Source organism: Methanospirillum stamsii (genome assembly GCF_003173335.1).
In the GTDB taxonomy this organism is placed as follows: Archaea; Halobacteriota; Methanomicrobia; order Methanomicrobiales; family Methanospirillaceae; genus Methanospirillum; species Methanospirillum stamsii.
Map to the genome: position 1 here is coordinate 139,352 of NZ_QGMZ01000008.1, position 15,484 is coordinate 154,835.

Below are 15,484 nucleotides of genomic sequence, written 5' to 3' on the forward strand. Positions count from 1 at the left end.
CGGTCAGGATGGGATGAGATCTCATGACCGCCATTCAGACTGAAGATCTCACCAAATTTTTTGGAGATTTTTGTGCGGTAAACGGCCTGAACATCGAGGCGGATAAGGAAATTTTCGGGCTTCTTGGACCGAATGGGTCAGGAAAGACGACAACAGTTCTGATGCTTACTACCCTTCTCACCCAAGACAGGGGAACTGCAAGCATCTGTGGATATGATACCCGGAAGGATCCAGACAAGGTTCGAAGCTCTATCAGTTATGTCCCCCAGGATATGGCAATTGACACCAACCTGACCGGACGGGAGAACATGCTCTTTTTTGCTAAATTGTATGGTGTTTCCAATCCCCGGGACCGGGTTGATGAGCTCCTTGAAGTGATGGAACTCTCTTCCCGTGCCGACGATCTGGCAAAGACCTACTCCGGTGGGATGCGAAGGAGGCTTGAACTGGCAGAAGCCCTGGTACACGAACCTGAAGTGATATTCCTTGATGAACCAACACTCGGGCTCGATGTTGCAGCCAGAAAGAAAATCTGGGAGCATATCCATGCACTGAACCGGAAAGGGATGACGATCTTTGTGACTACCCATTACATGGATGAGGCAGACCGGTACTGCGACCGGGTCGGGATCATCAATCATGGCATGATTGCAGTCCTTGGAAAACCCGCTGAATTAAAATCACACCTGATGAAGGATGTCATCTCTGTTATTGTAAATGGTGAATATGTGCCAGTAGACCTGGAAGGTGTTCTGTTTGTCGGTCAATCCGGAGATGAACTCTCGTTTACAGCTGAGAACGGGAGAGAGGCACTCCCAACACTCGCTGATGCCCTCAGCCGTGCTGGAAACAGTATCCGGGCTATGTCTCTTCGTGAACCAACTCTTGATGATGTATTCCTCCAGTCGGTGGGAAAGCAGGAGGAATCAACGGGTTTTGAAGAGTGGAAATACCGTCTGATGCTCAGGAGGAGATGATGAAAGGAGTATTCACCTACATACAGAGGGATTTTATCCGGTGGTTCCGGTACCGGGTCGGAGTAGTCTCAACCCTGGTGCTTCCAGCTGCCTGGCTCATGTTCGTCGGGCTTGCCCTTCCGGTCGAGTTTACGGGAAATTATCTTGATTTTATCACACCCGGAATTCTCGTGATGACGATTCAGACTGCAGGAATATCAAGTGGATCCCTTCTGATGTTTGACAAGATGCTTGGATTTTTGAATAAGTTCCTTGCCATGCCGGTTCCACGTGAGAGCATCCTGGTAAGTAAGATCCTCTTCATCACTCTTCGGGGAATTCTGCAGTCAACCATCATCCTGGTCCTTGTAATTCTGATTGGTGCCACGATATTAAATCCCCTACAGTATGGGCTGATATATCTCATCCTCTTCCTGTTTGGGGTGTTTATCTCTGCCTTTTCAACCACAATCGCTCTCTATCTGGATGATCATGACTCCTTTGCAGCTTTTACGGCCATGGTCACCATGCCCCTCTTCTTCACTTCGAGTGCCCCGATGCCCTATGATGTGATGCCAGATTGGCTTTGTGCCATAGCCCATGTCAATCCCTTAAGTTTTGCTATCGATGCTATCCGGGATCTCGGATCCGGGACGATTCCCTTCTTCTCCATCGGGCTTTTAGCTGTCTTCTCGGTGATTATATTGTGTATATCCGGGTATGTCTTCCGGCGGATTACGGTATAATGGTAAAAAAGTTTGTGTGAATTCTTCCTCAGAATTCTCATTTTCATACCTCCTGAAGATGAGGACGAATTTTTCCGATCATAATCAAAAGGAGAATAAAAAACTCTTTTTACTCGGAAAAATCTTTAACCGTCTGAAAGATCTCTTCAAGAATCCAGAGGGCTCCTGTTCCTCCTAGGTATGCTTTCTCTGTAAAGTAGATGTCACTGGTCGTCCGGTTGTAAAGTTCAATCGTTTTTCTGCACTTCCCGGATAATTCAAGATCCTTCCCGGTAAGGCTGTCACCAAAATAAAAATCAGGCTGTACAATAGATGGATCAGCTCCAAGAGCCGGTATTTCATGTGTTTTGAGAAATTCTGTGAGTTTTCCTGTCATCTCAGGGTCTTGTCCTTCTGCAAACTCAACTGATACCGGAAGCATACTAAGGTACTCAAACAGCCACCTGGTCAGGGGCAGGACAAACGAGGAGTCTCCCCTGATGGAAAAGGTTGCTCCTTTTGGATATCCTGCTTCATGGTGATACCTCGATATCTGGTGGAAGGCATGAACCCGCTGTTCTTTGAGATATTCAAGAGCTGGGTTCGGGTCTCTTCCTGTAGCATCGGCGACGGCAGATATCCATTCTTCAGTCTGGGTAAAGCCAACCGGTGCTCCTCCCGCAGGTATAACAGCCGGGATATCATATTCAGATTCAAGATACTCTGCAGTTTTTGTGGAATACTCCGGATAGACAACGATATTGCAGCTGGCTGTTGTTGACTCCCTGATCTCTGCGATACCGGATCCTGCACCCGGGACACAGACCACATAAAGACCCATCAGTTCGCAGAGTTTTTTTAGTTCTGCGACATTACCCTTCCAGAACTTCTGGTTTATAGAAAATCCAAGGAGGTTGACCCGGTTTTTCACTTTGGGAAACTTGTTTAGTTTGAGCCAGCGGAGGATTGAAACCATTGCCATATCAAACCCGGTTGCCAGGGGGTACGAATATGCTGCTCCTTCAAAGGCCATACAGATAGAATCAAGGTTCGCTTCTACGAGAAACCGGTTCAGGTCATCTCCGATGAGTGAAGCACCAGGTGAGTTGACAATCGCAAGAAAAGAATCCCCTTTTTCTGCAATGAGTGGAAGGATCTCCCGGAGTTTACCAGCAGATCCGAGAATATAGTCATCGCTGTCAAGGTAAGTACAGGGTATCCTCGACTGTCCAAAGAAGAATGGCTCCTCAAAAGATCTCCGGTTCAGGGAGTTTTCCCGGGGGAAATGCCGGTCAGAGAAATAGGCCGGATTACCCCTGCAGCCGGTAGGGCCGTTCATCACTGCCCTGGCATCCAAAATTCCTTCAATCGCAAGCAGGGTTCCGATGAACCCGTCTGGATCCAGTTTCATATGATCCCCTCCCCGTCCTTTTTCCATCCTTCGGATACCGGCAGTTTCATCAGGAGATTCCACTTCTTTGCCCGTTCAATTGCCACCTGAAATCCAAAACCCGGGGCATAGGGGATGTGAGCACTCCGTGCTTCATCAGATCTCCTGAGCGTTGGATAGGTGTACAGGACCAGGTCAGGTTTTAGTTCACTGATATCCTCAGATCTCATCTCGATGGAGTACGAATGCACAATCGGGAATGCATCTGCATATCTTGATCTGAACGATTCAGAGAATGGGGAGTAGGTTAGTCCTATCTTAAGGATCTTCATCCCAAGATCTGAAGCGATATCTAAAACCCAGTCAAGGGACTTTGGATAGGTTGATATAAGGATGGTTTTACCTTCCATATCATGCCTGAGTTTTCTTATCTGTTCCTGATATCTAGCCTCTTCTTCAGCAATAATCTCTTTTGCTTTCTCTTCCATTCCGAATACCCGTGAAACTTCTAAAAGCCACTGTTTTGTCTCGAAAAATCCGGTTGGGAGGGGGAGATCAAGGAACGGGAGCGATGACCTGGATGTAAGCATCTCCCTGATGCTCTCCACTGTGTCATCCTTATCAGCCGGCAGAACAAGTCCTGCTTTATTGAAGTTTTTCAGCGATGATGAGTCTGTATTTATCAGAAATCTGCAGTTTACCCCGATTCCAAGACGTCCGAGCAGATCCCTGACTGCCTGGTAACTTCTTTCTTCGTTTTCTGCCAACCATTTTTCCGCGATGAGGTTAACTGATGGGCTATTGGTTTTCTCTGTCTTATCGTCAATCAGGCCGGCTACTGCCCCGTAGCCATCCATGACTCCCTGGACGAAATCCCCGACAAGGTTCCCGTCCACTTTTACCGGAATTATGCGTACATCCGGATTTCCTTGAATAACAGTCGAGATCACCTTTCCAATATCATCACCGATGATCCCTGGCGGGCAGGCCGTAACAACGAAGATTAATTTGCATCCGTCCCTGATTACTGAATCCAGGGTCTCTTGTAACTTTTTCTCCCCACCGAATATGAAATCCTCATCTCTCATATCCGTGGAGATGAGCCGCTCCATCAGTCCCTGCTGATAGGAACTGCCAAATCGTGTTGTTGAATGCTGCCTGGTATCCAGGAGTTTTTCATACATCATCAGGGTGCAGCTCCTTGGGCAGTGCATTATCGTCACGGCATCGGAGACCTGGGCAGTTACAGAGACCGCCCCTGCAAAAGCACATCCAATAAGCGGCTTTTTATTCTTTACGGATACTGACACCGCCTTTCTGGAATCCTTCTCTTCTCCTTGACAAAAGGAGAATCGGTGAATTGTCCGGGAATCGTTCCTTTGCAGGACAATCTCTTCAAGATCCTCATCACTCAGTGGTAGGGCATGGTGGAGAAGTGCACCACCCCCCATGATGTCTTCTGCATGTACGGCAAGAGTTCTGAAGACTTCTGCTTCTTCAGAATCCGGGTGTCCTTCAATCAGGGTACATCCAGTTCTCTCGGCTCTGGCAAAGATTTCACTCCTTGGTACACGAATCACAACCGGCAGCCTGACAGCTCCTGCGAACCTCCTGACCCGTTCCTCTTCATCAGGATCTCCACGTGCGTTGTGGATGATGCCGGCAATTCTTGGGCCCCTTTCTGTAAAATTCAGGATCCCTTTCAGGATATTATTGGCTGCATAGAGTGAGAGGTACTCGCCGGAGGTTACAATATACACTGCATCGGCGTATTCATTCCGAATAGGGACCGCAAATCCACCGCATACCACATCACCAAGGACATCATACAAGGTGAGGTCAAAGAGGTCTGAGCTGACACCGAGATCCTCGAGGAGTTCAAAGGTCGTGATTACCCCCCTTCCTGCACATCCGACTCCTGGTTCAGGACCGCCTGCTTCAACACAGGCGACATTTCCATATCCCCGAAAGACAATCTCTTCAGCCCGTCTCTCTTTTGGAAGCTGAGTCTTGATATAACTCAGGGCCGTCATTGGGATTTTCCCCCCAAGGAGCAGACGTGTCGAGTCATGCTTCGGATCACATCCGATTTGGAGTACCCGGTGCCCTTTTTCGGCAAGAGCCGCTGAAGTATTTGCAGAAATCGTCGATTTTCCGATTCCCCCTTTACCGTAGACTGCGATCTTAATTGGGATCGCCTCCGGTGAGATGCCATGAGCTGGAGATACACTCTACCATCTCCCTGATACTCTGACATTCCTTCTTCCCACCCTGGTGTGAGATCTGCCATACCGGAGTACTATCGCCGGTAGTGACCTGGATTACGATATCCGGGGAAGACCCATTTGCCGGAACGTATCCTATCCTTTCCATGGCATATGCAGTCCAGATCTTCTGGATGGATTCGGGTGCATCCAGGTGGAACGTTCCCCGTTTTTCTACTGGAATAGTGAACTCACCGCGAGTGGTATCAAAATGCACTCCATCTATCTCAAAGGCTGATCCGAAGATTCCGGAGAGGACGAGATCTTCAGGAGTTCCTGCAATCATTGTGCCTGACCTGTTCAGGATCCAGAGCTGGTCAGCACACCGGATAGCAAGATTCAGGTCATGTGTTGAGAGGAGGATGGATTTTCCTGTTTTCTGGGCAACCATCCGGAGGATTCGCATCGTCTCTATCTTGTGAGGCAGATCCAGAAAGGCGGTTGGTTCATCGAGAACCATCAGTTCAGGTTCCTGTGCAAGGGCCCGGGCGATCATCACCTTCTGTTTCTCACCATCACTCATCTCGTGGATGAACCGGTGGGAGAGGTTCCCGGCACCGACCGAAGAAAGGGCATTGGTTACAATACTCTTGTCTGAATTAGACAGTCTTCCTGCCCAGTTTGTGTAGGGAAACCGGCCTAGGGCGACGATGTCAAACGCGGTCATGTAACCAGTCTGGACAGGAGTCGTCAGGACTACGCTCAGGGTTTTGGCTTTTTCATCAGAGGTGAACTCATTGATTCGTCTGCCATGAAGCCAGACCTCACCACATATCGAGGGCTGGATACCGGTAAGTGTACGAATAAGGGTTGATTTTCCTGATCCGTTCGGACCTATCAGACAGACCAGTTCCTTTCTTTTAAGCGTTAGGTTGAGGCCTTTTGAGATCTCTTTCACCGCTGTCTTCTGGCTTTTATATCCGATGGTAAGATCGGTGCAGGATAATACTGGTTTTTCATTCATGTGATTACTCCTCGTCCGAATTTAGTTCCCCTGACGATCACCCATATTACAACCGGTGCACCAAAGAGGGCAGTTATCGCATTGAGGGGCAGAATAATGTCTGTTCCTGGGAGATGGGATATGATATCAGTACAAAGGGCGACTATCCCGCCTACCAGGATACATCCTGGAACAAGAATCCGGTGGTCGGCGGTGACGAATAATGCCCTGCAAAAATGGGGAATGGCTATTCCGAGAAATCCTATCGGCCCACAGAATGCAGTTACAACTCCTGCCATGAGAGCTGTGGTTACGATGATGGTTACCCTTATCCGGCTATAATTCATCCCCATACTCTCTGCATACTGTTCACCAAGCAGGAGGGCATTTAGTGGTTTAACCAGGCATATCGAGAGGAGATATCCGGCCAGGAGGAGAATGACCATGAACGGGAGCTGACCCCAGGTAACTCCTGAAAAACTGCCGAATGTCCAGAATGAATACGAATGCATTGCAGATTCATCGGAGAACTGGAGAAGAATGGTAACGATTGCACCACTGATGTACGAGACCATGATGCCCAGAATGAGAATCGTGATATTACTCTGAATTTTTGCTGATATCAGCAGGATTAACAGGAGTACTGCAAATGCTCCTACGATAGCCGCTACAGAAATGCTGAGGTCACCGATGAAGCCGATAGTGGAAAAGATTGCTCCAATCCCGCATATGCCTGCAGAAAGCATCACGAATGCCACTCCAAGACTTGCTCCCGAACTTATTCCCAGGATATACGGATCTGCCAAGGGGTTTCGAAAGAAGGTCTGCATGAGGAGCCCTGAAAGTGCCAGGGCACCTCCGGCAAACACCGCTGTGATGGCCTTTGGCATTCTCCAGTCCCAGAAGATATTCATCCATGTCTCTTTGACTTCCCCACCGGTGATAATCTGAAGAAGAGCATCTAATGGGATGTTCACCGATCCCACTACAAGGTCCAGGATGAAGATAAAAATAAGAATTCCAATGATGAGTGGGGCAACAACAGTAAATCGCTTTATGCTGTCGCCGGCATCACCTCCTTCGATATTCATCTGTCCTGCTCCCTTGTTACTCCTGACCAATGTGAGTATAGTAGTAGAATTCGTGATCAGGAAGAAGGTCAGGATGCAGGATCTTTACCAGGTCGGCAAGGACAATATCCGGGTGTATGATACCTGACTCCCAGTAATCGTTCCCTCCGTTCTCGTTTACCCTGGCATTATAATGGTACACGTTTCCGTTTTTATATGCGTCAAATTTGGCAAATCTTGGATCAAGTGCCAGTAATTCATCGTTATCGTTTGCATACCCGATGTTTATCCAGTAATCTGCTGCATATGCCTTGTCATAGACGGTCTCGAAATCGAGCATCTGGCTGCCGGTTTCTTCATTATCTCCAAGGATATAATCTCCGCCGGCATCCCTGAAGAGCTCTGCAACGTAACTTTTTCCTCCGGGTGCATACCATCCTCCCTGGTAATCAATCCCGGAAAAGATCGTGGGTTTTTCGTTTGTTTGCTCTGCTTCTTCTTTGATATTGTTGTAATTCTGTTTTATCTCATCAAAATATTCGTTGGCTTCTTTTTCCTTGTTATAGAAGAGTGAGAAGAACTTTATCCATTCAGCCCGGGCGAGGGGGTCGTTTTCCATCCAATCAGCGGTTAGAACCGGTTTTAATCCCGCTTCAAGTAGCTTGTAATGGTTGTCATACTCCTTGTTTCCGTTTGCAACACAGAAGATCAGTTCAGGTTCAAGTTCGATAAGATCCTCCATCTTGAGCGTACTTGTCATAGAGACCGCCCCACTGCCTACCTCAATGATATCTCCGTTTGAGAGCCGGTTTTGGAAACCTTCGTCATGAACCTGTTTCACTCCGTTATGTCCGGTGATGGTTTCAATCTCTCCGAGTTCACTAATGTGGGGGATATGGACGACTCCCATCGTAACGACGTTCTGAACCGGGACATAGAATACCTCTGCATCCGGGTATCCGTCAGGAACCTCTTCACCACGCTGTACAAGGAGATATGTGTAATTTTCTGATTCCCTTCCCCATGGGTCATTAATCTGTACTACCTTGTAGGTGTCATGGTACTCGACAGTATACCCTGTCGCCATCTCCGGATATGCCTTGTCTGGAAATAGGTCGGTGGTATCGGCAGCACCGCTATAGATACCTGCAATAAATACTGTTAACAGGAAGATAAGGTAACAATTCAAAAATTTACAACTTTTTTGTGTCATTATTTTCATCTCGGTGAATAGATGGTGTTCTGGACAGATCCGGCAAGTCCTTGAGTGCCAAGTTCTTCAAGTCTGAAATAGAGGGCGTTCAGGTTACCTGCCAGGACCTGTGCTCTGCCCAACCGGGGAAATCCGGCCTCGGTATCGACGACCACATATCTGATCCCCGTAAAGGCGATTTTTTCAGTAATCTCTTTCAGTTCTTCTGAGGGGGATTTTCCGTTAATCGGAACGTTTCCTCTTCCATCAGTGAGGATAACGATGGATCGGTTCTCATCTGTAGATGCGAATCTTCCCCGTGTCAGGAGATTGCATGATTCAATGAGTCCTTTACCAAGGGGAGTCATCCCCCCGGTCGGGATGGTTTTGAGCATTTTTGCTGCATGATCCGGACTTTTCGTTGGCGGGAGGAGGAGGTGTGCATCCTTTCCCCGAAAGATCATCAGCCCGACCCTGTCACGTTTCAGGTATGCATCATGAAGCAGGGATAAAATAGCACCTTTTACGGCGATCATCCGTTTCTGTACACCCATGGAACCGCTGGCATCGACGAGGAACAGGATGGTATGGGCTACTTTCTTCTCCCGGACCTTTTCTCTGATATCACCTTTCGTTACTGATATTGCAAGCCCGTTTCTCTTCCGATGTCGCTGATAGGGAGCAGCCGCCCGGAGCGTTGCATCGATGGCGATGTCGTTTTGGTTTTTTACCGGAAGCCGGAATGCATGATAGTGACCCGAGGTATCTGTACTTTGTACCCTGGTTCTCCGGCCACTTTTCTGCTTTCGTGTTGCCTGCCAGGATTGCTCATCAAGGTACCGGATCACCTCGAAGGTGGCTCCGATATCAAAAACCCTCTCTGATACCGGCGGTGGAGGTGGAATACCACGATCCTGTTCCTTTTGCTCCTCTTCTTCGGGGTGGGGCTCATCTCTCTCTTCGGGTGGCTGCCTGGTGTCTGGATCCTGCCTGTTTTCCTGGGCATTGTCTTCTTTCTCTTTGTTCTCTTCGGGTGGCTCCGGTGGCGGGCAGCCCGGTTTTTCTCTTCTCCGGTGTTCAAGAGCAAGCAGGGCTGCCTCTTTAATATCTTGGAAATTAACCTCGTCTCGTTTGTCAAGAGCTGCTAAAGCACATGCAGCTCGTGTAGCTGCAAGGTCACCCCTCTGACCTTCAACGGCCAGCTCAAGACAGAGTGATGAGACCAGATCCTGTAAAGCCTCCGGGATACTGACATAGGGGAGACGATCCTGTGCGGCGGTGACCTTCTCTTTTAGGGAATCTGTCTCATGCTGTTGCTCCAAAAGAAATGATTTAGTTTTAGTTTCAAATTTGAGCTGATTCCTTACGATCTCAGCCCGGAGTTCAGTCTCGTCTATCCTATCAAGACGGACACAGAGATCAAACCGGTCCATTTGTCCGGGAGAGAGTTCTCCTTCTGCAGGATCCATGGTCGCAAAAAAGGTGAACCTGGTCGTGACATGGTGGGAAAGTCCTTCCCGTTCGAGAATGAAATGTCCGGTATCGGATGTATTGAGGATGTTATTGACTATCCCTTCTTCCATCAGATTGACGTTATCCGCATAGAGGATCTGGCCATCTCCTTCTTCTAAAAGTCCTGGGGTAACCTGAATACTACCTGAAGTGACGGCCTTCTCAAGATCAATCATTCCCATCAGGCGGTCAAAAGTAACAGCCTGTGGAATGGTCTGGATTGGTTTATCCTCTATTGTACCGACCGATCTGACCAGGGTTGACTTGGCAGATCCCGGATCGCCGATAATGAGGACACTGCGTATATCTTCATGAACCAATGAGCAGAGCAGTGCCTTTTTGGCATTTTCCTGTCCGACAATGCCAGAAAAAGGGAAGAGGAAGTTCATGAAACTTCGTAAGTCTCCTCAATCAGCGAATGAATGGCTCTGATATCTACTTTACTCTCCTCGAATGGTCTCCGTCTCATCCGGTGGGGAAGTGAGAGGCCGGCAGCCTTTTTCAGGTGTTCTTTTCTGACCTCTTTCTGACCATCGAGTGCTGCAAATGCCAGGGCAGTCTTTACCAGGGTGAGATCTGACCGGTGTCCGTCAACCCCGAGGGAAAGAGAGATAGTTACAGCAGTATTGATCAGAGTTTCATCTGGCGCAAGAGATGGGATGATCTCTTTTGCCTGTCTGATTTTATCCCTGATTGCCTGCTGTTCTGACGCAAATCTATCACAGAATGCCTTCGGATCTGTTTCGAAATCAAGCCTCCTCCTGACAACTTCGGACCGGAGGGAAGGATCTTTCTCACCTTCTACATCCACGACAAGACCGAACCGATCAAGGAGTTGTGGCCTTAAATCCCCCTCCTCCGGATTCATGGTTCCAACCAGCAGGAATCGTGACGGATGAGAGTAGGAGATTCCCTCCCGTTCCACAAAATTGACACCCATTGCTGCTGCATCCAAAAGAAGGTCTACGATATGGTCATCAAGGAGGTTGACCTCATCGACATAGAGGATGTTGCCGTTTGCCATCGCAAGCACCCCTGGTTCAAATTTTTTGATTCCTTTCGTGATAGCATGTTCAATATCAAGAGTTCCTGCCACACGGTCTTCGGTTGCACAGAGGGGAAGTTCTACAACCCGCATCCGGACAAACTCCGAGGGAATTTTTTCTCCTTTTATTCGTTTCGACTGGCAGGAACTGCATTGATTCCTCAAATCAGATGCATCACACCTGAAGATACAGCCTTTCACCACTTCCCGTTCTGGCAGAAGATCGGTGGCAGCTCTTACCATGGTTGATTTTGCGGTTCCTTTCTCTCCCCTGATAAGAACCCCGCCGATGGAAGGATACACAATATTTGCCAGAAGGGCTTCTTTCATATTCTCCTGTCCGACAATTCCTGCAAACGGATAAACTGGTATTTCACTTGTCATGGATCACCTGGATAATCCGTTCTTCACATACCAGGAACTGATCCTGATCCAGTTTTCAATGATACTCCGCCTCTCATCCAGAACGAGGTTGAGATCAGGATGAGTTTTTGCCTCTATCAGGTCTGGAAGTGTCTTCATCATGCCTAGTGCGGTCTTTTTTCCGGATAATTCAGGCACAAGACCCCAACCAATCTCGTCAACGATGTGAAGAAGAGAGGCTGTAAGGGTAACAACAGATGGATCACGGGAGAATAACCGGAGATTTTTGATAAAGAGGTCCTTTTTATTCTCCCCTTCAAGTGCTGCTCCTGTCTCCCAGTATTTCTTCTCATCTATCCCGAATCTCTCAAGCCTGATTAACATATCACGCTGAGAATCAGGGGTAAGATTGGTCTGTCTGGCAAGTGCCTCTGTGGTCGCATCGATTACACAATTTGCAATCAGTTCTCCAAGTTTTGAATGTTTTCCAGCCCATGTGAGGGTATTCGGGCTGCTCATGTTTGAAATTACACAGATCTGATCGGTTCCGGAACCGGTGGCAATCCCGGTCGAGTATCTGCTTGGTGCCATCAGCTGCTGAATGGCAACGGTTTTTGCTTCGGCTGCTGTCATCACCACCCTGGTCATGGTATGAGCCGGAAGATGGGAATTTACGATAATGATGGTGTTGATAGTTCCACCAACATAGATCGTCTGTCCCTCCTCTTCGTGCCAGGTTGCAGGATCTCCTGCCCTCCCTCCGTTCACTTCAATACCTGCGGTGACGATTGCGGTGATCTCAAGGGTTCGAAAAGATCGGGTTGATATTGCAGCGTTCTTCATCTTCGCTGCCGTCATCATGGCAGCAATTCTTTCCGGATCCAGGCCGAGCCTTCTTGAATGGATTTCCAGGTATGCTTCAACTGACCCTCCTTCCAAATCATGGGCACAATGACCTTTGGTAGGTTTTGGCTCATGGTTGAATATTGCCTGGAGGTTTTCCTGGTATCCTCCGTTTACATAGGAAGTGGTAAGCGCATTCCGGTTTTCAGGCAATTGTACAACGATCGAGTTTTCACAACGATATACCTCCTCCCCGCTGCTTGTTTTATATATCAATTTCAGGTCATTCCTGAAATCCAAAGGTTCACTGTTGATTTCTTCCAAAGAATGGCACCCCGTTTATTTGTATTTAAGGTAAGAAAATTTGATAAGATTCTATTGCGCACAATAAAATTGTATTGATTTATCGTTCTCCTCGATCTGATGATGCTGTGAAGACAAGATTAGATAACAAGTTTGCAGGACGTTTAAAAATCGATAAATCCGGGGATGAGGTGAGATTGATACAGATCTGGAAAACCTCCGTCAAACAGGATTTTTAATCCCCTATCCGACATCCGGATATTTAGAAGATAGATAATATGCACATTCTCCCGAGAGAGAAAAAAAAAGGATTTATTATTCAGACCTGAATCGATGACCTGATAGTACTTTGTGACTGGTGAGCAGGATCCTTAACCGGAACATTGACACGTTTACCGTCCCACTCTGAAAACTGGTGAAGACATACCGTCAGGTCACGGGTAAACGCAAAGTATCCAATCTGGGTATTCCGGCATAATTTCATGGCCATGTCCATAAGTCCACGGGGATCGGGTCTTGCTTCCCCAAGCCAGATATGGAAGATATTCCCGCCATCAACAATCGGGAAGAAGACATGCTCTATCTCAGCCCGCTGTGCGAGGGTGACATCTGCTCCGGGGGCAACATGGGTTCCGTTGGTATAATAAATCGGAAGGTCGCGTGTTTCGCCAAGTTTACCCAGAGCGGCGTCCAGGTTCCCTTTGATGACCCGTTTTGCATCCTCGTGGAATTCATGACGGAGGAGATCGGCTACTGCAAACCGCTGTCCCGTTGTCTCTGCTGGTGTCCGGGCAAGGGCAATAGTCATCCCGTGTTTTTGAGTCAGTTCCCGGCTATAGATCTCCATCTCGGTCATTGACCAGACTGCCATCCGGAAGGCATCCTCAGATTCATGAAGCTGATGACCGGTAAAGTGCTGGACCATCTCATTCAGACCAACGATACCGATGGTATACACAAGACCCTCAAAATCGACAGCTAATGCTCCTCTCTCTCCTGTCTTCGGGTCACGCGGGCGCTGCATTGCAAATGGCATCCGGTTACTCTTCTTAATAAGTTCCATCCACCGCAGTTTTATCTTAAATACCTCAACAGCAGTGTCCATCATGGACCGGAGTTCTGCAAACAGACGCTCCTCGTCACCATGTGCCTTGTAGGATGCACGGGGACAGTTAAGGGATACAACACCCCAGGAACCCATAGAAAAGTGCATCCCGTTCTCAAACATCAGTTTCTTATCAAAATCCTTGTCCTGGTCTGCCATGGTTGAGAACTGGTAGGCACAACACTGGTAACAGGAGATACCCTCTCCGGCTCCCCTGTACTCCGGGAGCTGGTTATCATAATAGGGTGTCCCGAACTTGGATGAGAGTTCGAAGGTGAGGAGATAGAGATCTTCATAGGTTGGAAGGTCCGGATTCAATGCATTAAACTCTTCATTCTCATGCATGAAATCAGGTTCAATGCTTATCTCCGGCTTTGGGAAATTAAATGGCTTGCCCCAGTAATCTCCTTCTAACATCACCTCCATGAGTGATTTGAAGAGAAGACGAACCTCCCGTTCACATGATCCATATGTCTGGAGTGGTGCATCAGTGCCGTTCCATACCTTCCCTTTATAAACGCAGGGTTTGTCTTTCCAGAGTTTTGGGACACCGGGTGAGAGCTGCACAGATGAAAAGACCAGCTGGCCCCCTCGTGCCACCATCATCTGCGTCATCTCATAGACGAACATCTGCATGAGCTGTTTCATCTCATCATATGCCATCCCGGTAAAATACGGTGCAAGGAATGTAAGAAAATTATAATATCCCTGCCCGCCGGCGAAGTTTGTCTGGGCACTTCCCAGTGCTTTCACCGCGTGGAGCACGGCTACTTCTGCACGTTTTGCAGGTCCTGCGACAGACGCCTTTGTCCCATTCCCGTCCGGCATGAGCCCATAATAAAAGAAATACCTGAGGTCCCAGTCCTGGCAGAATGGCCGGGTGCCGAAGTACTCAAGATCATGGATATGAATATCCCCGCACAGGTGCCGGTCTGCAAGATGTGGAGGAAGCGAAAGCAGGTACTGTTCCTTGCTTATCTTGTCAGCCTTCTTTTTATGGGAAGTTTCAGCATTTTCCTGCAGATTTGCATTGTCGTTTTTCTCAAATCCCCTGCCCACATCTATCTGGTGAGCATCAAAAACCGGTGTACCTACCCTTGTACAAACGTTCCGCCACTGAATCCTTCCCCGTTCTATAAGGATGATATTCATTATCTCCCTGATTAACGGTCCGGATAATGCACGAAGGTTCAGTTTTTTTATCCGGTCTTCTACTTCCCTGGCGATTTCCTGTGCTGCCTCTTCATCTGCTCCTTCATAACCGTAAAAAGTCTCTACAAGTTTTGTTTCTTTAAGGATCTGTCTGACAATCCGGTCACGGTCCCAGTCCAGGATATGGCCATCACTGGTTCTGACCGGAGGCATAGACGGAATGGCTAATCCGTCAAGTGTTGTCTGGCGTGTTGTGCCTGGCACCACATCACCTAGCAGAGCTGCAGAACGGTTTCTTCATTTACCTGGTCTCCGGTGAAAAGATCCTTAGAGGTCAGGAACTTTTTACCTGACTGAAGCACCGGCGCTTCCTGAACAAAAACCCCATTCATCCTGAGTTCAGTGAGCGCTTTCGCAGATGACATATCCGCGATTGTGTATGAAATCTGCCGATTAGAGAGAAATTCCTTTAGTATTTCACATCGCGGACAAAATTCCAGAGTATATACGATAAAGCCTGCCCCCATAGTGATCACTATCTTCTATTGGTATGTTTTTGCTGCATGATGAAGCCTTCACTCATCTCAACTCTCATGATATAGAGCACTTTTTATACTTCCT

The 15,484-nt window shown here is 48.0% G+C and carries 12 protein-coding genes; 2 read left to right on the top strand and 10 right to left on the bottom strand.

Features of this window, described 5'->3' with window-relative positions:
• Positions 1 to 23 precede the first annotated feature (23 nt).
• Both DLD82_RS03790 and DLD82_RS03795 read left to right on the top strand, forming a co-directional pair.
• Positions 24 to 977 carry an ATP-binding cassette domain-containing protein gene (locus DLD82_RS03790; protein ID WP_109939777.1) on the top strand — a complete coding sequence of 318 codons (954 nt, stop codon included), beginning with the start codon at positions 24 to 26 and terminating at the stop codon, positions 975 to 977.
• Complete coding sequence (locus tag DLD82_RS03795) at positions 974 to 1,702, top strand: ABC transporter permease (protein ID WP_342764525.1); 729 nt, start codon at positions 974 to 976, stop codon at positions 1,700 to 1,702. Before DLD82_RS03790 ends, DLD82_RS03795 begins: the two co-directional genes overlap by 4 nt.
• A gap of 109 nt (positions 1,703 to 1,811) precedes the next feature.
• Here DLD82_RS03795 and DLD82_RS03800 read toward each other — a convergent pair whose 3' ends face one another.
• The 10 genes from DLD82_RS03800 to DLD82_RS03845 all read right to left on the bottom strand — a co-directional run bounded on the left by DLD82_RS03800 (position 1,812) and on the right by DLD82_RS03845 (position 15,390).
• Entirely contained in the window at positions 1,812 to 3,092 is a 1,281-nt protein-coding gene (locus DLD82_RS03800) for a nitrogenase component 1 (protein ID WP_181391234.1), read from the bottom strand.
• A complete protein-coding gene (locus tag DLD82_RS03805) occupies positions 3,089 to 5,281 on the bottom strand; it encodes a nitrogenase component 1 (RefSeq protein WP_342764529.1) in 2,193 nt (730 codons plus the stop codon). Before DLD82_RS03805 ends, DLD82_RS03800 begins: the two co-directional genes overlap by 4 nt.
• Positions 5,256 to 6,299: an ABC transporter ATP-binding protein gene (locus DLD82_RS03810; protein ID WP_109939781.1), complete on the bottom strand. Its 1,044-nt coding sequence runs from the start codon at positions 6,297 to 6,299 to the stop codon at positions 5,256 to 5,258. The genes DLD82_RS03805 and DLD82_RS03810 overlap by 26 nt, the downstream gene beginning before the upstream one ends.
• Complete coding sequence (locus DLD82_RS03815; protein WP_109939782.1) at positions 6,296 to 7,369, bottom strand: FecCD family ABC transporter permease; 1,074 nt, start codon at positions 7,367 to 7,369, stop codon at positions 6,296 to 6,298. The genes DLD82_RS03810 and DLD82_RS03815 overlap by 4 nt, the downstream gene beginning before the upstream one ends.
• 16 nt (positions 7,370 to 7,385) lie before the next feature.
• Positions 7,386 to 8,561, bottom strand: a complete 1,176-nt coding sequence (locus tag DLD82_RS03820; RefSeq protein WP_181391235.1) for an ABC transporter substrate-binding protein — start codon at positions 8,559 to 8,561, stop codon at positions 7,386 to 7,388.
• A gap of 5 nt (positions 8,562 to 8,566) precedes the next feature.
• Positions 8,567 to 10,441 (bottom strand): VWA domain-containing protein, encoded by a 1,875-nt coding sequence (locus DLD82_RS03825; RefSeq protein WP_109939784.1) that lies wholly within the window; start codon positions 10,439 to 10,441, stop codon positions 8,567 to 8,569.
• Positions 10,438 to 11,481, bottom strand: a complete 1,044-nt coding sequence (locus tag DLD82_RS03830; protein ID WP_109939785.1) for an ATP-binding protein — start codon at positions 11,479 to 11,481, stop codon at positions 10,438 to 10,440. The genes DLD82_RS03825 and DLD82_RS03830 overlap by 4 nt, the downstream gene beginning before the upstream one ends.
• 3 nt (positions 11,482 to 11,484) lie before the next feature.
• Positions 11,485 to 12,627, bottom strand: a complete 1,143-nt coding sequence (locus DLD82_RS03835) for an adenosylcobinamide amidohydrolase (RefSeq protein ID WP_109939786.1) — start codon at positions 12,625 to 12,627, stop codon at positions 11,485 to 11,487.
• Between the two features lie 298 nt (positions 12,628 to 12,925).
• A complete protein-coding gene (gene nrdD / locus DLD82_RS03840) occupies positions 12,926 to 15,076 on the bottom strand; it encodes an anaerobic ribonucleoside-triphosphate reductase (RefSeq protein ID WP_394339579.1) in 2,151 nt (716 codons plus the stop codon).
• A 59-nt stretch (positions 15,077 to 15,135) separates the two neighbouring features.
• On the bottom strand, positions 15,136 to 15,390 hold the full coding sequence (locus DLD82_RS03845; protein ID WP_109939788.1) for a glutaredoxin family protein: 255 nt from the start codon (positions 15,388 to 15,390) through the stop codon (positions 15,136 to 15,138).
• Positions 15,391 to 15,484: the final 94 nt, after the last annotated feature.